This is a genomic window from Winogradskyella maritima (assembly GCF_042650215.1).
Lineage (GTDB): Bacteria > Bacteroidota > Bacteroidia > Flavobacteriales > Flavobacteriaceae > Winogradskyella > Winogradskyella maritima.
This window is the reverse complement of record NZ_JBHSAT010000023.1, coordinates 89,330-110,430: the sequence shown is the minus strand read 5'-3', so window position 1 is coordinate 110,430 and position 21,101 is coordinate 89,330. Positions and strand designations below refer to the sequence as shown.

Below are 21,101 nucleotides of genomic sequence, written 5' to 3'. Positions count from 1 at the left end.
TGGATTCTAAATTTTCAAAAACCGTACCATGTATAATTTAAATAAATTATTTCCCATACAAAGCTCTTGAAGCTTCTTCGTATTTATCGCCTGCAGTCCAAGTCGGTGTTTTAGGGTCATTGATGATTTTTCGACCAGATAATACATAGGCTTTGAAGAATTTTTCCAAATAGTCATAATCTAAGGTATGCGCTTCATCTATCGGTTGGTGGTAATACTTGGTGACATCACCATCAAACGAACGAAAGCCTAAGGAAAATGTCGGTGCAGGAATACCTTTCTTGGCAAAATTGACATTGTCACTACGGTCAAATAAGCCTTGTTCCCCAGCTGGGTCGTCAATGGCGGTGAGTCCAAAAGCTTGTGATGCATCTTTAATATGTTGTCCAACCGTAGTGCGTTCCAAACCAATAATTGTCGTTATTGACGTATCGTTATAACCACCGTTATCACTATTAAAACAGTAGACCATCTGATTTAAAGGAAATACAGGATTCTCCACATAATAGCGACTGCCCAATAGGCCTTTTTCTTCACCAGTAAAGAGAATAAAAAGTGCTGAACGCTTACCAGGGTGCTTGGCTAAACTTTTAGCCATGCTTAAAACTGTTGTTGTTCCAACAGCGTTATCTCTAGCACCGTTGAAAATACTATCCGTGCTGTTTGGTACTTTATGCACACCAACATGGTCATAATGCGCAGAGAAAATTACAAATTCATTTTTCAATGTAGGGTCGGTACCTTCCACATAACCAATCACATTTTGAGAGTTCACGGATTTAGCAGGTTCTCCACGGCGAGAACGAATTTCTAACGTCATTTTTTGATAGTAATCGCCCGATTTTGGATTCGGTTTTACACCATAACTTCTTAAGGTATTTGCCAAATAGGATGCGGCGATTTTGTTTTCAGGTGTGCCTGTGTCGCGTCCTTTTAACAAATCATCAGCTAAAAAATAGATATGACCTTCTATATCTGCTTTTGTGACAGTGGCTTCAGTAATTTGTTGGTCAGTTAGTGGTACGTCTTGCATTTGTGTTTTGCAGGACGAAAAAAGAGTAAGTAGCAATAAGAGAGAGAAGTATTTCATAATATAAATGTAGATAAAAGTTTAGTTTCCTGTCGCTGGTTTCGGATATTTCGGATACGTGATTTTACGTTTAACGCCCAATTCTTTCATCAATTCATCAACAGCACGTTCTAGTTGTGGGTCTCTATCTTCAGATAAACCTTTGGCATCCTGGCGCACTTCAATATCTGGTGCAACCCCAACATTTTCGGCAATCCATTTGTTGTTTATAGGGTCGAAAACCGCATTGTCCGGGGCTGTCATTCGTCCGCCATCTACAAAGAGATAATGCGTAGATGATTTAACAAGGCCTCCCCAAGTTGTTTTCCCGATTAATTTCCCAGCGTTTTGTTGTCTGAATACCCATGGGAAAAAGTCGCCACCAGAGCCAGCCAATTCATTAACCAACAATACTTTTGGACCTAAAATACCCGCAGGTAATTTCATGGGGTTTCCGTTGGGCACTTCGTTGGTCAATCCCGCTCTAAGACTTCTGGTCATAAGGTCTACCATATAATCGTCAAGCAATCCTCCACCATTAAAACGCTCATCAATGACTGCGCCTTCTTTGTCTTGCTGTGCAAAATAATAACGATTGAAAGATACAAAGCCAGGACCACCAGTGTTTGGCACCCAAACATAACCTAATCGGCCATTACTTAATTTGTCAACCATTCTTCTGTTGTCTTCCACCCAAGCGCGTTGACGTAAGGCATTTTCACTTCGAATTGGTTCAACGATTTCGGTCCAATGGCCTTCAAATTTTGGAGAACTATTAATATGAAGTACGGTTTGCATACCAGACGTTCCGTCCAAGTGCTTGTGAATATTGTCATTGGCTTTAAGTTCTTTACCATTTATTCCAACGATAAAATAACCTTCTTTCACATTCAATCCAGGTGCATCGAGCGGACCTGATAAACCAGGATTCCAGCTTTCTGTGGTGTAGATGCGTTTAATTTTCCAACGGTCGTTATCGTCTTCAAAATCGGCACCTAGAAGCCCGGCTTTAGAGCGGTCAACCTGCGGATAATCGCCTCCGCTGACAAAACTATGCCCAACGGACAATTCGCCATTCATTTGGTCTAGAATATAGTTAAGGTCACTTCTGTGTTTCACGTAAGGCATTAACGGCGCATAACGTTTATAGACAGTGTTCCAATTACGGCCGTGCATATCTGGGTCGTAGAAATAATCGCGCTCATAGCGCCAAGCTTCTTCAAAAATTTGGTTCCATTCTGCATAACGGTCTAGGTTCATTTGAAGATTAATCTTCAAGCGTTTTCCACCTTTAGCATTGGCTCCCGAGGTTTTTACGACGTTCCAATTACCATTTATTCGGGCTAACATGTGCTTTCCGTTCGGAGTTATGGATACACCACTTGCGCTCGGTGCAAACTCTTTTAATTCTTGGTCATCCAGATTGAATTTATGTAGTTTGGTTCCAAAGCTATTTGGAATGCGCTCACCGATAAAGGCATACCCTTTAGGTCCTGCAATGATGTAGCTGTAATTTCTCACCGGAATCGGTAAAGCCATTGTGCGTCGTCCGCTGTCTTCAAAATCAATTTTTAATCCATCGTTTTTATCTTTTGAGTCCTCTTCTTTTTTCTCTTCTTTCTTCTCATCTTCATTGTCGGTATCTTCTTCTTTTACCTCTTCTTCGTCGCTTTTTGGTTTAAAAGGCGACTCATCATTAGCGTCTAAGTTAATGACGTAGCCTGCATATTCGGGGTTGGATGTCATGGCACTTGTATTGGCCCAACCACTGCCCAATGCCACGTCTGTACTGGCTAAAAAGTACATTTGCTTTTTGTTGAGGTCCCAAGCGGGTGAGAATGAATCTGCAAATGGATCCGTAATAGACTGCGTTTTGCCCGAATCTACATTATAGATATAAATCTGTCTAAAACTGTTGTTCCCAGATTTTTCATAGGCTATCCATTTGCTGTCTGGCGACCAATTGAGATTAATGCTTCCTCGCTCTAAATTATTGCCAGCGACATCAATGGTTTTTATTTTTTTGTTAGAAAGATTCACAAGTCGCATTCTTACGTCATCATCCACAAAGGCAATATGGGAACCATCTGGCGACCAGGTTGGATTCCATGCCATTTTAGATTCCCCAATAGAAATGACTTCTGGGTCATCCATACCATCTTGATTTGAAATCATCAGCGCATAACCTTTGCCATCAGCATCCGAAAACCAAGCTAATTTATCCCCTTTAGGCGACCAAACTGGTGCTCGGTCTGCCGTGCCTGATGTCATCGTAATATTTCTAGCGTCGCCAAATTCTACAGGAACCGTAAAAATATCACCACGCGCTTCCATTATGGCGCGCTTTCCATTAGGTGATAATGATGCTGAGCGTGCTCTATTTGTAACGTCTTCCCACTGTGGAGACGCCCAAGGGAAATCACCGACTACCGTGATATTTAGTTGTTTGGTGTCATTTGTATTCAAGTTATGAATATGCAGATAGCCATCACGTTCAAAAATGAGTTCGTTTCCTTTTCCTGGTAACCATTTTACATCTGAGCCTTTAAATTTGGTGAGCTGTTCCATGGCTTTTGATGCCGGTTTATAAGACCAAATATTCATGACTAAATCACGGTCTGATAAAAAGTAGATGTTATCACCAATCCAATTGGGTTGTATGTCTGTGGTTTTTTGGTTGGGTAAAAGGGTTTCAGACTGAGACGCTACATCTAAAATATAGAGTGGTGTATTTTGTCCACCGCGATAGGCACGCCATTCCACATCCCAACGGTCCATTTTATCGACGATTAATTGTTTACCGTCTGGTGCGTAAGCGCCATCATTACTCCACTGCTTAGTCAATAATTCAGCAACACCACCATCCTTAGCTATTTTGTGCAAGCGGTTATAGGGGCGGGGCGCCGTATTTCTATCGCTGGCAAATAAAATTTGGGTTCCATCATTGCTCCAACCTCTTACGAGATTATTGGATGGATGCCATGTAATTCTCGTAGGCTCACCACCCTCATTAGAAACAGTGTAAATAGTATTTGTACCTGTTCTGTTAGAGGTAAAAGCAATGGTTTTTCCATCAGGGGAAAAGTGCGGATGTGATTCTACTGCAGGTGTACTTGTAATACGAATGGTTGAATTATCACCCATATCATAAACCCAAATATCACCACCATAAACGAAGGTCACTTGGTTGTTTCCTAGGCTAGGTTGTCTTAATAAGCGTGTGCCTTGGGCAAAAGTAAACATGCTGGCTATTGTAAATAGGAAAGCCAGTTTTAGAGAAAATTTAGAAGTCATGGTATTCGATTGATTTTTGTTTGATTAGTTTGACGATGAATGTGAGCTTAAAGTTACAAATAACTCAGCCACCATTTATCTTTATGTTTCAATTTATAGTTCATATACCATCGGCAAAGTGGATACATTATAATAATCACAAATAGCCATACAAGATATGTGATGCCCAGTGAGTACCCGTAACCTGCCAGTTTACCTTCCATAAAAACATCTGAAGTCAAAATCATACGTTTCCAAGATTCACCCGTGATTAAAAGCCCGACGATAGCCGTTAGATGTATGACCAAAACATGAAGTACATAGTAGAAAAATGGGACTCGTCCGTATACCAGTAAAATATTGGTCAATCGGTTTTTAATAGGTTCAACAAATGCCAATAGTAGCAATGAAGGCCCTAATGTAATTAGTAAGAAAAGCAGAGACGGCGGATATTTTGTGACATTAATAAAGGATAATATGGAGAATATAGAGTTGTCTTGCGGTGACCAATGGTTTGGCTCTCCATAGATATTAAAGGTTCTCAGTAACAAGAAAATCCCTATGGCAATAAGCCCTAAATTAATAAGGATTCGCTTTCTAATTTTTGCATCGAAAGACTTCACATAGAGTTGCCCGAGACAAAATCCCAGACTCATCACGCCAATCCAAGGTAGAATAGGGTAGAGGAAACATACGACACGACCGTCGCCGTATGGAATGAATAAAGGTTGATGCAAAATACCATAGATGATTTCGCCGAAATTTGAACCCTGAACGGTAATGCCATCTAACAGATTATGCCCAAAAACCAAGAGTAGACCGAGTATAAGAATCCATCGTAGAGGCAGGTAAATGATAGCAGACATCACCATCATACACAACCCTATGGCCCAAATGACTTGTAGGTTTAAAAAACTATAGGTCGGGTCAAACCACCAGAGGAAATTCATGATAACGATTTCTACAAAGACCAGCCATAGTCCACGTGTAAACAAAAATTTTGAAAGCGCTTTCTTCGTTCTACGTTGCCCGTATAGAAAAGCGGAAGTTCCAGAAAGGAGTATAAAGACTGGCGCACAATAATGGGTTACAAATCGCGTCAGGAATAATTCTGGCGTCGTGGTTTCCAAGTTGGATGGGTCGGATAAAAAAGCCTCACTATGGAAGAAATCCCGAACGTGGTCAATGGCCATTATAACCATGGCTAAACCACGTAGCACATCGATGGACTCAATTCGTTTTGATTTAAGGACTGTCATTTTGAAGTTTGATTGATGAGGTTTCAAAAGACTTGAGGCCTTTAAAGATAGAAAAATGTCGTTAATCTTTGCGCTTGTATTTTTTGCCTTGCTTGATTGTTGAATAGCCTTCAAACTGAATAGGGATAGCAATATCCTTTTCACGCCGAACCACAAAATGTAAATGTGGTCCGCTGGAATAGCCCGTATTGCCTGAAATCCCGATGGGCTGTCCGACAGAAACTTGGTCGCCTTCGGAAACCAAAACCCCTTCAAAATCTAAATGAACGTAGTTGCCAAAGGTGCCGTCGGTATGCATAATCACAACTTTATTGGCTTTGTTAATGAACGAAATATCACCACTCTCCTTGAAATGACTTATAGTCCGCACTACCATTCCAGCTCTAGAAGCGACAACGGTATCTCCAATTTTTAACCCGAAGTCAAGCGCATATTTAGACCGAACAGATTGGTGCGATTTCTTGCCATTGAAGCCTTGATTGATTTTTACCTTTTTTCTTTTTGAAAACGGAAGTGTGTATTTGTAATTGAGGTCTGGTTTAATAGTTGATGGGTCGCCGTAATAGCCTTTGTAGGTAAAGAAATGGTTAAAATTAAAAGAAGTTGTGTCTATAACTTTTAAGTTACTGATGGAAGCGATGTTCATAAGTGTATCCTTTGCCGGTACAATAAATTCGCCATTTGCACGGGTAAACTGTTTAACGCTATCTATAGCATGAAGCTCAAAACTCATTGGTACAATAGTAGTATTAATAATCTTGAACCTTAGACTATCCGCATCTTGATATTTACGGACCTTTAGTGCTTGGGCTTCTGAATTATGCCATACCAAATTGATAAACAGTAGCAAAAGTAAAATATGCTTCATACTAAATTGAAATCTTTCTAATAAAGATAGCTTCAGAACAGAAATGTTACAAAAAGAGGCTTTTTGAATGTATTATTTTCTGTCATTTCGAGCGGAGTCGAGAAAATTAAAATAGCGGTTTTTAATTCATTTCGACTGTACACTTCGAAAATTCGAGAGTGACAAATTCAATATATACACCTATTATATATTTAAGCGAGTTCCGCATCAATTCTAAAGTCAATCTCAACCTGATTTTTAAGAATATCGTCTAGCGTTTCGCGCTGTCTTATCAAATGGGCTTCGCCATTATGCCAAAGCACTTCAGCTGGGCGGTATCTGGAGTTATAGTTGCTGGCCATAGAATAACAATAGGCGCCCGCATTTTTGAAGGCTAATATGTCACCCTCATTGATTTCATTGATTCGGCGGTTATTAGCGAAGGTATCGGTCTCGCAGATGTAACCGACCACGGAATAAAAACGTTCGCGCCCCTCAGGGTTTGAGATATTTACAATCTGGTGTTGCGAGCCGTAAAGCATTGGGCGAATCAAATGATTAAACCCCGAATCGACCTGCGCAAAAACCGTTGAGGTAGTTTGTTTTACTACATTCACTTTTACCAAAAATTGACCTGCTTCGCTAACTAAGAACTTACCAGGTTCAAAAGCTAAGGTTAAGTCCCTACCGTAAGCCTTACAGAAGTCGTTGAAGCGTTGTCCTAATTTTTCGCCCAATTCTTCAATATTGGTTTCAATATCGCCTTCTTTATAAGGGACTTTAAAACCTGAACCAAAGTCTATAAACTCTAAATCTTTGAAATTTTTTGCCGTTTCAAACAGAATTTCACTAGCATAAAGAAAGACATCAATATCTAGAATATCACTACCCGTATGCATGTGGATACCGTTAATATTCATATTAGTGTTTTCTACAATACGAAGTAATAGCGGAATTTGATGGATGGAAATCCCAAACTTACTATCGATATGCCCCACAGAAATATTGGTGTTTCCGCCAGCCATAACATGTGGATTAATACGAATGCAAACCGGAACTTCTGGATGCTTAGTCCCGAATTGTTCTAGTATTGAAAGATTGTCAATATTAATTTGAACCCCAAGTTTAGCGACAGTTTCAATTTCTTCCAAGGATACACCATTAGGAGTGAATATGATGTCTTCTGGTTGGAATCCAGCTTTTAGGCCAAGTTGCACTTCTTGAATTGACACCGTATCTAATCCTGAGCCCAAAGTATTGAACAATTTTAAAATTGAAATATTTGAGAGAGCCTTTACAGCGTAATTCAGTTTTAGACTTTTCACGTTTGAAAAAGCGCTAGTAAGGCGATTATATTGACGTGTTATGGTTTCAGAATCGTATACATAGACTGGACTTCCAAAAGTCTCTGTAATGCGTAAAAGTTGCTCGTTCATGGCTAAGAATTTTACCAAAAATAGAGTTTCAACACGTTTTGAAGTATTTATTATCATATAAAATCACATTTAAAACAATTTGTTATATAATTAACAAATTCTAATCAGCATAAGAATATGAACTTCTGATATAGGTTGTTTACATTAAAATTGAAGAACCTTCAGACTTAAGCATTAGACAAGTCTTCATTAAAATATATTTGAGAAACGCATAACTATCCTTATTTTTGCACTCATAAATTTGGTGACGAAAAAGCGTCACTACGGACATAAAAAATTTCTATTCATAATGAATTTACACGAATATCAAGGCAAAGAATTATTAAGCAGTTTTGGCGTACGTATCCAACGTGGTATTGTGGCGCAAAATCCTGATGAAGCAGTGGCAGCAGCCAAAAAATTGACTGAAGATACTGGTACAGGTTGGCATGTTATTAAAGCTCAAGTTCACGCAGGTGGCCGTGGTAAGGGTGGCGGCGTAAAACTAGCTAAGAATTTAGATGAGGTACGTTCCATTTCTGATCAAATTATTGGGATGGATTTGGTAACACCGCAAACATCGGCCGAAGGTAAGCGTGTACACCAAGTATTGGTGGCAGAAGATGTATATTATCCTGGTGATTCGGAAACCAGTGAATTCTATATGTCGGTATTGTTGAATAGGTCTACTGGTCGTAACATGATTATGTATTCTACCGAAGGTGGTATGGATATAGAAACTGTTGCAGAGGAGACGCCACACTTAATATTTACTGAAGAAATTGATCCGGCTGTTGGTTTGCAGGGTTTTCAAGCTCGAAAAATCGCTTTCAACTTAGGATTGTCTGGCGCGGCATTTAAGGATATGACCAAGTTTGTTGCGGCCTTGTACCGTGCTTACGTAGAATCTGATTCGTCGTTGTTTGAAATCAATCCGGTTTTAAAGACAAGTGATGACAAAATCATGGCAGTGGACGCCAAAGTGTCTTTAGATGATAACGCGTTGTTCCGTCACAAAGATTTGGCTGAAATGCGTGATTTACGTGAAGAGCGCCCTATTGAAGTTGAAGCCGGTAAATTAGGTCTTAACTATGTAGACTTAGATGGAAATGTGGGTTGTATGGTTAACGGTGCTGGTTTGGCCATGGCGACTATGGACCTAATAAAACAAGCTGGTGGTGACCCTGCCAACTTCTTAGATGTTGGAGGAACAGCAGATGCCGCAAGAGTAGAGGCAGCCTTCGAAATCATTTTGAGAGACCCTAACGTAAAAGCTATCTTGATTAATATCTTCGGTGGTATTGTACGTTGTGACCGTGTTGCTCAAGGAGTTATTGATGCATATAAAAGTATAGGAAACATTGAAGTACCAATCATTGTAAGACTTCAAGGCACTAATGCCGATGTAGCTAAAGAGTTAATTGATAATTCAGGATTGGATGTCATGAGTGCTACGGAATTTCAAGAAGCAGCAGATAAAGTACAGCAAGTATTGTCGTAAGCGGCAATTGAGATATATTGAAAAGCGTCTAGATTCTAGGCGCTTTTTTTATAGATGCAACCCACATTCAGTTTTAGGGTTGTTGTTCCAACGGCCAGAACGGTCTTCTCCTGGAACTGTACAATGTTTACAACCAATAGAATGATAGCCTTTGGCAACTAGGGGATGAAATGGCAGTTGATGCTTTTCAATATAAGCATCTCGTGATTCTTTGGAAATATCCAAGAGCGGATAAAACTTTAGGATATCGCCACGCAATTCGAAAATATCTAGAGACGCTCTATGGTCGGATTGCCACTCCATTAAACCAGACATCCAGATTTTGTATTCCGATTTTATGGCGTCCAAGGGTTTTACTTTGTTAATGCTACAGCAAAAATCAGGGTTTTTGGTCCAGGTTTGATCCTTGGTGGTAAATTCGTGCTCTTCTTTTATTGCAGAAACGGAAATGACATTTAGACCGTAAGTCTCTGTAAGTTGTTCTTTATAACGAAGCGTATCTTCAAAATGGTAACCTGTGTCTATGAAATAGACGGGTTGCGCTTTATTTACCGAAGACACCAGTTTCAATAAAAAAGCCGAAGTCGCCGCAAAAGAGCTGGTCAGCATTACATCTTCTAATTTAAAGTCTTTGTAGAGCTGTTCAATACGTTGAGATGCAGAAAGTGATTTGTATCGCTTATTAAGCAATGCAATCTCTTCTGAAGAAATTATGGGATTTTCAGACGTTTTGGGAACAAATTCAAACATGCATCCTACGGATTAAGAGCGCAAGATACTATAGACAGTTTGAAATTTAAAAAATGACCTTGAGTTTTAAAGAATTACTAATTTATGCCTCCTTTTTTTTCGGTTTTGGCATTGGACCCCGCAGATGTATGATTAATCCATTAAGGAAATTTCGAAGAATTTGGTCGCCACACTCCATGTATTTTGGATGATCTTCCTTTCTGAAAAAGGCATTCAATTCACTTTTTGAAATTCTGAAATCGACCAAAGCCAGAATCCTAACAATATCGTCATCACGTAATTTGTGGGCGACTCTTAATTTTTTGAATATATCGTTATTTGTCATAATTAATTTGAAGAATTAAACCATTGATACGCTTTCGGAAATTGTGAAGCCCATAATTTCTCGTTATGCTCTCCGTCTTGAATAATTTCCGAAGTTAAATTTGAAGCACTTAAACCTTTAGACTTTAAAAGCTCTACCATCTTTTCAAAATCTTCAACCATGGATTCACCTTCCTTGCCACCCACCATAATATAAAATTTTGAACTTGAAGGAATATCAGTGTTTTCCACCAAGTCAAAAATCTCAGGATTTATCCAAAATGATGGCGAAAACACACCGGCATTTCCAAATTCTTCTGGATATTTCAATATAGCGTAAAAGGATAGCAGGCCTCCCAAGGATGAGCCCATGATTGTAGTGTCAGAAGGATTTGTTTTAACACGATAATCAGCTTCAATTTTTGGCTTTACGATATTGATAATGAAATCTAAGTATGCCTCTCCTTGACCACCGCCATATTTATCGTGTTTAAAGGGCGTTAATTCGTCGATACGTTTGTCGTTTCCATGCTCTATTCCGACAACGATGGATTCTCCAATGCCTAAACCATCCATATAATCGTCAACTTTCCATTCGCCAGCGTATGAGGCCTTAGCATCAAATAAGTTTTGAGCATCATGCATGTAAATGACTGGATACTTCGCTTTGCTTTTAGTATAGTTTTTAGGAAGGTAAACCCAAATGGTTTTGTTGGTGTTAAGTGTTGATGCGTTTATGCTGAAGGAGTGAAGGCTTTCAGAAACATATTCTTGTGCAGTTAATTGCAATAAAAAAAATAAAGCAACTCCTAATAAAATCAACCTTTTTGGCTGATTTAAATATTCAGAATGCGATGACCAACGTTTAAAAAACACGACTAAATGCTACTAATTTTTCGACAAGATACACCATATCAACGACAATAATAATGGGATGTCCCCTAACTTTACATTATTAATTAATCCCTTTTAGACTGATATGATTAATCGCGTTGAAAAGCTCAGTTTACTCTCAGAAATGATAGCCTTCGCCCAGACGGACGAAAATATAAAATCCATCGAGTATAATTTTTTATTAGGTGTAGCCAAACAGTTGGAAATTTCACAAGCCGATTTTGACTATCTATTTGAGCACCCAGTAAACTATGTGCATCTTAAATCGTTCAGTGAGCGCATTGTGCAGTTTCACCGTTTGGTGTTATTGATGAATCTCGGAAAGAACATTGACCGTAAGCATCTCGCAAAAATTCACAATTTTGGTTTACGAATGGGCCTTAATCACGATGCAATAAATAGGGTATTGGACTTAATGGAAAGCTTTCCTAATAAAATTGTGCCACCAGATTTCTTGATTGATATTTTTAAGGTGCAGTACAATTAAAATTACTTCACCTTCAACTCCTCCAATTTAGCCTGATACGCCGTAATCTCATCTCTAAAGCGTGCAGCTTCCATAAAATCGAGTGCCTTGGCTGCTTGCTCCATGAGTTTTCGTTTTTCACGAATCTTCTTTTCCAATTCGCTTTTTGTCAAATATTTGCTTTCTGGCTCTGCGGCAATTTTCGCATCCAGTTCGGTGCGATAGGTACTTACAGAATTTTTGGCAAGGGCTGAGTCCAAACTCTTGTTCAGCGCTGTTGGCGTAATGTAATGTTCTTTGTTGTATGCCATCTGCTTTTCACGACGATAATTGGTCTCATCAATGGTTTTTTGCATGCTTTGGGTGATGGTATCGGCATACATAATTGCCATACCGTTCAAATTTCGTGCGGCTCGCCCGACTGTTTGAGTTAACGAGCGGTTAGACCTTAGAAAACCTTCTTTATCCGCGTCTAAAATAGCGACCAAGGAGACCTCAGGTAAATCTAAACCTTCACGGAGCAAATTAACACCGACCAACACATCAAAAATGCCTTTTCGCAAATCTTGCATAATCTCGACGCGTTCCAAAGTGTCTACGTCACTGTGGATGTAACGGCATCGGATGGAAATTCTGGTCAGATATTTGACCAACTCTTCGGCCATACGTTTGGTCAATGTTGTAACCAAGGTGCGTTCGTCTTTTTCTACACGTGTCTGAATCTCTTCAATTAAATCATCAATTTGATTAAGACTTGGACGTACTTCGATTATCGGGTCTAACAAGCCCGTTGGGCGAATCACCTGTTCCACATAAACACCGTCAGTTTTTTGCATTTCGTAATCAGCGGGTGTTGCGGAAACGTAAATGATTTGATTTTGAAGTATTTCGAATTCTTCAAACTTTAACGGGCGATTGTCCATAGCGGCGGGCAATCGAAAGCCGTATTCTACTAAATTTTCTTTTCGGCTTCTATCGCCACCGTACATGGCATGGATTTGCGAAATGGTGACGTGACTTTCATCAACCACCATAAGATAATCATCTGGAAAATAGTCGAGTAAGCAGAATGGGCGAGTGCCGGGCGCTCTGCCATCCAGATATCTTGAATAATTTTCAATCCCAGAACAGTAGCCTAATTCGCGAATCATTTCCAAATCGAATTCCGTTCGCTCCTTCAAACGTTTAGCTTCAAGGTGTTTTCCGATATCCTTAAAATAATCATGTTGCGCTACAAGGTCATCCTGAATATCTTTTATCGCACCATTTAAAACATCTGGAGAGGTCACGAACATGTTTGCAGGATAGATATTCAAACGGTCATACTCTTCGAGAATTTCGTTGGAATGCACATCAAAGGCTTCAATCGCTTCAATCTCATCGCCGAAAAAGTGGATTCTAAATGCATTATCTGAATACCCAGGAAATACATCGACGGTATCACCCTTTATCCTGAAGTTCCCATTTTTAAAATCCGCTTCAGTCCGCGCATATAAACTTTGAACCAGTTGATGTAGCAACTTGGTGCGCGAAATCACTTGGTCGCGTTCTAACGTAATAACATTTTTTTGAAATTCCACAGGATTCCCAATACCATACAAACACGAAACAGAGGCGACCACCAAAACATCACGTCGTCCCGATAATAGAGAAGAGGTAGTGCTGAGTCGCATTTTTTCAATCTCCTCGTTGATGGATAAATCCTTTTCTATGTAAACGCCAGTAACCGGAATGTAGGCTTCAGGCTGGTAATAATCATAATAGCTAACAAAGTACTCTACGGCATTATCAGGAAAAAACTGCTTGAATTCTGAATAGAGCTGAGCGGCCAAAGTTTTGTTATGCGCCAACACCAACGTAGGGCGTTGCACTTCTTCGATAACATTAGCAACGGTAAAGGTTTTTCCCGAACCGGTAACGCCCAAAAGTGTTTGGTATCTTTCGTTAGACTTGATACCATCAGCCAACTGTTTTATGGCTTGTGGCTGGTCGCCTGTAGGTTTGAATTCGGACTCAATTTTAAATCGCATAAAAGCAAAGTTACAATAAAGAACAGCGACTAAAAAGTGCTTAGCGTTTCAAGGCAAAATGCCCAGAAAAGCTACGCCCATCGCCAAATTCTGCCGTAAACCAATAATCGGAACTAGGGAGATTCAGCCCTTTGTAGGAGCCATCCCATCCCGAATTTCTGCTGTTCTGTACTTGAATCAATTTACCAAAACGGTCAAAGATAGTGACGACGAGTTGTGGGTATAATTCAAAATTGACGCCAGCTACTTGCCAAAAGTCGTGGTTGCTGTCGCCGTTTGGTGTGAAGTATTTTGGAAAGCCCAATACTGAAATGACTTGTTCTGTAATGCCACAGCCGTTTTTATCTCGCACATATACCGTATGAAATCCTGGTGTTATATTGATAAAGGTATTTTCATCTTGATAATCGCCATTGGGATTATCTAAAGCAAATTCATAATCACCAGACCCTGTAACTGAAATAGTCACTGTATTGGTATTACCAATCCCATCAACATTAACCCCTGAAATCGTGGCGCGTTCAGAAGGTAAAACTATAATCGTTCTGCTTGAAGAACAACCGTTAGGGTCTGTCACGGTTACCGTGTAAGTACCTGTCTCATTGACTTCAATAGTTGATGTTGTTAGGTCAGTGGGCATACCGTTAAATTCCCAATCGTAGAAGTAATTGTTTGGTAAATCGTTAAGTACACCGCCCATAAGTTCGATAGGTTCTGGAAATGTATCCACACAATAGAACACTGTTTCATCGGGCATCAGGGTAGGTGTAAATAGGACAACAAGAGTGGCTTCGGAAATGGCAAAACACTGAAAGTCGTTTTCAACGCGTACAAAAATAGTCTGTTGGTTTGGCTCTGTATTCTCATAAACGGTACCTAGAGCATTTATGGCAAGCTCAGCATCTTGTGCGGTTTCATAAAACGTCAGAAACGCATCAGGTGGAATCTGATTTTGAATAGAAGGTTGAATATCCGTTAAATCGAAAATACTAATTCCATCAATATCGTCTCGGTCACACACTTCTAAATCTGGAATATCAACCGTGTTTGTACTAATTCTCAATTCTACTTCACCAATATCAAAACAATTCGCCTGATTAATCACACGTGCATATATGATTTGATTAGGCGAGGTATTTTCAAACGTAGTGACATTGGTTATGACATCAACATTGTTCATGGCATTGGCTAAACTTGTAAAATAGCCTGAAACGACAAGGTTAGGATTATCACCTGTTAACACAGAAAACGCGTCGTTTAAATCGTAAGTGGTTAGCCCATCTTGATTAAAATCGCACTCGGTCAAGGCTGTATCCGTAGCAATGGGGTTTTCAGCATATTCCAAAGTCACTTCCCCAAAGGCTTCACAGTTATTGGCCAAGGTCACTTCTACGTTGTAAAACCCTGCTTCGGTCGCTGTAAAAGTACCACAGCCTGTACAACCGATAGGGTCTGATTGTACAAGAACACCATCCCTAAACCAATCGTATCCGTTTTGGCCTGGAAGTGTTGCGTCTAAGATTACGCTTTCCCCTTCACAAACCGGATTGTTTGTTGCAACCAAACGATTTAGCCCTAAATCTGTTGACAATTGAAAACTGCCTGCTTCTAAAAAAACAGCAGAATCAAACCTGAAATTCTGTTCATCGGCAATTACCAATTTTACGCTGTAGGATTCCCCAGGAAGGACTTCGGCGTTTGCCGTTAAAATCGCGGTTTGGCCATTAAAATTAATAGGAGATACATTTCCATTGTACATTCCAAAATAGGTTTCGTTTTGTGGCGGGCAGGACCCAGGAACACCAGGCGTTACAGTTGTTGCCTTTACAGGAATATCCGTATCAGGTACCAAGGCGATATTTTCAAACTGGTTTTGTCCATCTGAAGGTCTAATGAGAAATCCGAATAAGTCCGAGAAATTACAGCTGTTGGGGTTATTTTCTTGGTATTCTTCCGAAGCAAATATGTATCTAAAAGACACTGCTGATGCTACAGCTGTAAAATCGAATTCTATGATTGTGGCATTGGTAGTTCCCGTTTCGTTGAGTATGGTCTCTAAATCGTTATCACCTTCCCAATTTGAAGCATTATCGTCACTAAGGGTGGTGTTTGGACCAGGAACATTTGCTAGTCGGCCCGTACTCATAACAATTCCTGATTGAAACGGAAAGGTCGTTCCTGTTGCATCAAAAAAGCCATAACTCTGGTCAGTGCCATTGAAATTTCCACCGACGACATTAGTAACAGAAACACCCGTGATGCAATCACTATCAATAAGGATATCTTCAATCAATTGCTGTGGCGTAAAACTTTGGCTGTCCACAGAAATATTTTGGGCAAAACTTATGGATAAGAAAAAGAAAGAAAACAGTAAAAGGGTGTATCTCATGTATTGCTAAAAATCGACTACAAATATAACTATAAGTAATGTTGAAAACGGACTGTATAAGGTTAAAAGCAGTCTAGCGACGCAGGGCAAAATGCCCCTTAACGGTAAAAGCAATATCCCCGCGTTTTACATCTGCAGAGAACCAATAGTCGGTCGCGGGCATTTTATTTCCATTGTAGATACCATCCCAGCCTCTTGAGTAATGAGGTAATTCTTTTAGGAGTTTGCCATAACGGTCAAAAATATAAACTATCGTGCCAGGCAATGTTTGTACACCCGTGATATGCCAAGTGTCAAAATCACCATCATCGTTTGGCGTAAAGAATTTTGGTGCATCAATAACCAATATTTCTTTAGTAACGGAGGCGCATCCATTTCTGTCAATAATAGTTAAGGTGTGATAGCCGAGACCAACGTTTTCAAAAATATTGGATTCTTGAGGTTCAAAATCATCAAGTTGATACAGATAGTCACCAGTACCACTAATAGTAACCGTAATGTTATTTGGGTCTGAAAAATCTACGACTTCTACCACGTCAATCATGGCAGGTTCAGATTCTATAACTTCAAAAGTGCTTGTTATTGAGCAACCGTTTTCTGTAGTTACGGTAACGCTATAGGTGCCAATATCTCGGATTTCAATTTCTGAAGTTGCTTCATTTGTCGACCATAAATACGTATCCGTATCAAAGCCAGTTTCTGCACTGACCACAAGGGGGAAGTTTTCCGGGCATATGGTCTGAGTCGGAATGTCTATCAACGGTAATGGATGAACAATCGTGTTAAACGATGTTGTTGAGTAGCAGGTCGTCGCTATATTTTCAACCCTGACAAATATGGTTTGTCCATTTTCAGCATTATAGCTAAGTGGTAATGGATTGTCGCCAGAATTGGCTTGCTCTAAACTTTCATGATAAGTTACAAAATAATCGGATGCTGGTTGCCCGCCGAGAATACTTGCTTCTTGGTCATCTAAATCAAAAGTGTTGAAACCATCAAAATCATCATCGCATTGCTCCATGTCTTCAGGCATATTCGCGACAGGTGGAAGATTGACGATAAGTTGGAAAGGATAAACTATGAAACAACCAGTAGAATTAGTCGTTAATCGCGAATGAATTGTGTCGCTATTTGTCGTGTAGGTATAATTTAAATCGAGAGGGTTGGTCTGGTCTTCCGCATCTTGATTTGTCGGGTAATAGACAATCTCCACATCTGAAGCATCGTCGACAATGACAGCGTTGATGTCTTCGAGATTAAAGGTGTTTGCCTCATTATCGCAAATTTCATAGGTCTGAAAATCATTGAATGCCGGTGGGAGATTTACAATTAATTCAATCGGTAACGCTACATAACAATCCGAAACCGTGTTGGTTACCTTGATATAAACCGTTTGTGGGTTTGATGTATTGTCAAAATCTTCAGGTGTGTCTATAGGATTGGAATTACTATCGATATCATCAAAATTTTCGAAATAGGCAATGGCAATATTGTCTTGTCTTATATCTAGAATATTAAGTTCTGCAAGGGTTAAATCCCAATTAACACTGCCATCATAATCCGTATCACACTGTGAAAATGGGTCTGCGTTGTTCACTATCGGAACTGGGACAACGGTCATGGCAAAAGAGGTGATGGAGGCACACAATGAGCCGTTATCAATCTTTACAAAAACCTCCTGAGGATTTACGCTATTGGTGTAGTCGTCTGCCAATGCGTTGGTGCCGTTTATGGCATCCATTTCATTGTCATAAAACGTAATCGTTACAGATTCAGTAGTACCTTGGAGTACTTCGGTTCGTTTATCGTTGAGGTTAATGGTTTCAAACGTGTCGTTAGACATATCGTCACAAATGAAAATATCTGTAGGTTCCGTAAATGCTGGGTTTGTACCGACATTCAATTCAAAAGAATTGGTGCCATAACACGAGGCATCCGTTAAATTTTCGACACGGACATAAATGGTTTGTGGGTTACTGGTGTTTTGGTAGGCGTTATCCTTATCAATAGGATTGTTCCCCGTGTCTGCATCTGTAGGATTTTCAAAATAAAGCACTTGTTTATCTGTAGCGCCATTTATGATTTCATCATCCTTTACATTCAGAATAAAATCAGCAAAATCGTCTGTATCGTTTTCACAGACATTTAATGGCGAAATACTAGGGAAAACAGGAAGTGTATTTACAATGACTTCTAACGTTTCAAGCGAAGAACAGCCAGAGTTGGTGTCTTCAACCCTTACGGTTAGGGTTTCGGTTTGTGCGTTGTAGGCCTCTGGTGTTGGGATGACGTTGGTGTTGGCTTCCGCATCTTCAGGTGTATTAAAGAAGCTCAGACTTCTATCGGCGTCAGAACCTATAATATCAGTAGTCACACTATTTAAATTTACAATTGAAAACCCGTCTTGGTCATCATCACAAACCACAATGTTATTCGGAGGATTGGTCATTGGCGCTTCACCAACGGTAATCTGAAAACTATTGATATCCGCACAAAAAGTAGCACTGGAGCGAACCCTAGTAAACACCGTAAACGGATTGGTAGTGTTTGAATAAAAATCTGGAAGTTGATTCAAATTTGAATCAGCATCTTCCTCCGTTAAATAATAGCTAACCGTAAATCCATCAGTATTGTTTGTCGCTAAGGCATCAAATTGAGTGAGGTCTACAATGGTCATCCCATCTTGGTCTTCGTCACAAACGAGCTGGTCTCCAATTGGCGGAAATGTGTCTATGGCGTCTAGAGACAATTCCAAATCGGACACTTCCGTACAGGTTGGGCTACTGATTTCAATATATATTGTTTGCGGATTATTCGGTGGGAAATACTCCTGACTTTGGTCTAAAGCATTCACTTGATTGTCACGGTCATCCTCGTTTTCATAAAATGAAATAGTCAAATCTGGAATATCAAATGCTATCGTCTCGGCAATCGTTTCAAGATTAAAGGCTTCCACGCCGTCATTGCCTTCATCACAAAGCGAAAAATTAAGAATATTAGTTCCTGTTAACAGTAAGTTTGAATGGACTTCAATAGGAACAATAGAAATACAACCTGTGGTATTATCTTCAATACGGATAAAAACGATTTGTTCATCTTGTTGTGTGTTTGAAAAATTTGAAGGGTCGGCAATTGGGTTGTTTCCAGATTCGGCATCGGCTTCGGTAGTATGGTAAGTCACCGTAGTATTTGTTCCGTCGATGATGATGTCTGAAGCAATACTGGTTAAATCGAAGGTTGAAAATCCATCATATTCACTATCGCACGCATCAATATAATGATTGGTGTCTGTGTTTACGGGAGGTGTTTCGAGCACTTCAATATCTAAGGTTGTGGTATTGATACAGCTCGTTGTTGTGTTTTGAACGCTGACAAAAACCATATCATTGGGATTGTCGTTCACATAAGGCATTGGAATAGGGTTGGAGCCAATATCGGCATCCGCCTGTGTGTAATGATAGGAGACCTCTAGATTGGCCTGCCCGCCCGTAATCTCGTTATCGACTTGGGTCAAATCTATCTCTGTGAAGCCGTCTGCAACTTGGTCATCGCAAACCACTAAAGTATCTGGTTGGTTTACAAACGGTAATGGATTCACAACAAGGTCAACAGTATTTAAAATGACACAACCTGAACCATTTTCCTCAATCCGAATATGAATCGTCTGCGGATTTGAGGTATTCTGATAATTACCAGAAACAGGAGAAGCTCCCGATTGAGCATCTGCTTGACTCGTATGAAAACTAATGGTATAATCACCGTCGGTCACGGAATTGATGGCGTCATCAATGACTAAATCTAAATTAAAGGTTTCTTGAGGACCGCCACCGCTATAATTACATTGGGTTAAATCTGGAATGGCCGTAGGTGTTTGGCTGTCATTAACCAATACATTAACATCGTCTGAAATAGTACAAGGTCCACCATTTAAAGGTACAGTAACGTTAACTGAGTAAGTTCCTGATGCATTGGCACTCAATTGTGGCGCATTTTGCCCTGAGAGAGGAGCGCCGTCTAAAAACCATTCGTAAGTGGCTTGTGGATTATTAATGTCTGCATCTAACTCCACCATCGGTAAACATGTAGAAATATCATCACCCAATTCTACAATAGAATTAAAACTAGCACCTTCAATAAAAACGGCAGAATCATAGTTTTGGTCCGTCTGGTCAGCAATAACCAATTTGATATGATAGGATGTATTTGGAATAATGCTAGCTGTAGCAGATAGTACCGTTGTTCTCCCATTATAATTGGTGTCACCAACATTATAGCCTTGAAAATATTGTTCGTTTTGTGCGCTACATTGACCCGTAATTTCAGGACGAATAGTCGTTGTATTAACAGCAGTTGCCGTACCTGGTACCAAAGCGATATTGGTATATGGCGCGGTTGAACCTGAAGGTCTAATCAAAAAGGCAAATCCATCGGAGTAGAGGCAAGGAAAATTCTGAAAGTATTCTTCAGATGCCAAGATATAATTGAATTGTACTTGGTTGGATGCTGATATAAAATCAAATTCTATGGTCGTGGCATTAACCGTATTTGAAATGCCTAAGGTATTTTCTAAATCAGCGTCGGTACCCCAAGCTGGAGTTCCTTCATTTAAAACATTGGTATTCTGAGTATTTCCGGCTGATAAGGCGTTTCCTGTAGTTAGTACAATACCATTTTCAAACGGAAAGTTTGAACCTGCACGTTCAAAATAACCAAAACTGCCTAAGCCACTAGCAGTCCCATTAACGGGAGAATTTATATTCGAAACCTCTACACAACCTTCAATTAAATGATTTTCAACAAGTTGCTGTGGTGTTTGTGAATTGTCAACGGAAATTTGTTGCGCCATACCGACAGTGCAGTAGGCACACAAGATTATACCTAAAATGGAAGACTTCCATCTCATAG

At 39.8% G+C, this 21,101-nt stretch carries 13 protein-coding genes; 2 read left to right on the top strand and 11 right to left on the bottom strand.

The features are described from left to right. Positions 1–46: 46 nt before the first annotated feature. From ACFOSX_RS13570 to lysA, 5 genes are all read right to left on the bottom strand, one after another. On the bottom strand, positions 47–1,033 hold the full coding sequence (locus ACFOSX_RS13570) for a M28 family peptidase (RefSeq protein WP_386102294.1): 987 nt from the start codon (positions 1,031–1,033) through the stop codon (positions 47–49). 78 nt (positions 1,034–1,111) lie between these two features. Further along, positions 1,112–4,363: a S41 family peptidase gene (locus ACFOSX_RS13565; RefSeq protein WP_386102291.1), complete on the bottom strand. Its 3,252-nt coding sequence runs from the start codon at positions 4,361–4,363 to the stop codon at positions 1,112–1,114. 53 nt (positions 4,364–4,416) lie between these two features. Continuing rightward, entirely contained in the window at positions 4,417–5,601 is a 1,185-nt protein-coding gene (locus tag ACFOSX_RS13560; RefSeq protein WP_386102288.1) for a DUF1624 domain-containing protein, read from the bottom strand. A gap of 61 nt (positions 5,602–5,662) precedes the next feature. After that, positions 5,663–6,469, bottom strand: coding sequence for a M23 family metallopeptidase (locus ACFOSX_RS13555; protein WP_386102285.1), 807 nt, complete (start codon positions 6,467–6,469; stop codon positions 5,663–5,665). 191 nt (positions 6,470–6,660) lie between these two features. Further along, on the bottom strand, positions 6,661–7,884 hold the full coding sequence (gene lysA / locus ACFOSX_RS13550; protein WP_386103054.1) for a diaminopimelate decarboxylase: 1,224 nt from the start codon (positions 7,882–7,884) through the stop codon (positions 6,661–6,663). A gap of 289 nt (positions 7,885–8,173) precedes the next feature. Here lysA and sucC point away from each other — a divergent pair, with 289 nt between their 5' ends. Further along, positions 8,174–9,364, top strand: a complete 1,191-nt coding sequence (gene sucC, locus ACFOSX_RS13545; RefSeq protein ID WP_386102282.1) for an ADP-forming succinate--CoA ligase subunit beta — start codon at positions 8,174–8,176, stop codon at positions 9,362–9,364. 48 nt (positions 9,365–9,412) lie between these two features. Here the strand turns inward: sucC and ACFOSX_RS13540 are convergent, their stop codons facing one another. The 3 genes from ACFOSX_RS13540 to ACFOSX_RS13530 all read right to left on the bottom strand — a co-directional run bounded on the left by ACFOSX_RS13540 (position 9,413) and on the right by ACFOSX_RS13530 (position 11,206). Continuing rightward, positions 9,413–10,114: a phosphoadenylyl-sulfate reductase gene (locus ACFOSX_RS13540; RefSeq protein WP_386102279.1), complete on the bottom strand. Its 702-nt coding sequence runs from the start codon at positions 10,112–10,114 to the stop codon at positions 9,413–9,415. Between the two features lie 82 nt (positions 10,115–10,196). Beyond that, positions 10,197–10,439, bottom strand: coding sequence for a DUF1456 family protein (locus ACFOSX_RS13535; protein ID WP_386102276.1), 243 nt, complete (start codon positions 10,437–10,439; stop codon positions 10,197–10,199). A 2-nt stretch (positions 10,440–10,441) separates the two neighbouring features. Continuing rightward, entirely contained in the window at positions 10,442–11,206 is a 765-nt protein-coding gene (locus tag ACFOSX_RS13530) for an alpha/beta hydrolase (RefSeq protein ID WP_386102273.1), read from the bottom strand. Positions 11,207–11,396: 190 nt separating this feature from the next. Here ACFOSX_RS13530 and ACFOSX_RS13525 point away from each other — a divergent pair, with 190 nt between their 5' ends. After that, complete coding sequence (locus ACFOSX_RS13525) at positions 11,397–11,798, top strand: TerB family tellurite resistance protein (protein ID WP_386102270.1); 402 nt, start codon at positions 11,397–11,399, stop codon at positions 11,796–11,798. A gap of 2 nt (positions 11,799–11,800) precedes the next feature. On the opposite strand, the gene uvrB is transcribed toward ACFOSX_RS13525, so the two are convergent. From uvrB to ACFOSX_RS13510, 3 genes are all read right to left on the bottom strand, one after another. Then, a complete protein-coding gene (gene uvrB, locus ACFOSX_RS13520) occupies positions 11,801–13,807 on the bottom strand; it encodes an excinuclease ABC subunit UvrB (RefSeq protein ID WP_386102267.1) in 2,007 nt (668 codons plus the stop codon). A gap of 40 nt (positions 13,808–13,847) precedes the next feature. Then, a complete protein-coding gene (locus ACFOSX_RS13515; RefSeq protein ID WP_386102264.1) occupies positions 13,848–16,196 on the bottom strand; it encodes a choice-of-anchor L domain-containing protein in 2,349 nt (782 codons plus the stop codon). A gap of 73 nt (positions 16,197–16,269) precedes the next feature. Further along, positions 16,270–21,099, bottom strand: coding sequence for a T9SS type B sorting domain-containing protein (locus ACFOSX_RS13510; protein WP_386102261.1), 4,830 nt, complete (start codon positions 21,097–21,099; stop codon positions 16,270–16,272). Between the last annotated feature and the right edge of the window lie 2 nt (positions 21,100–21,101).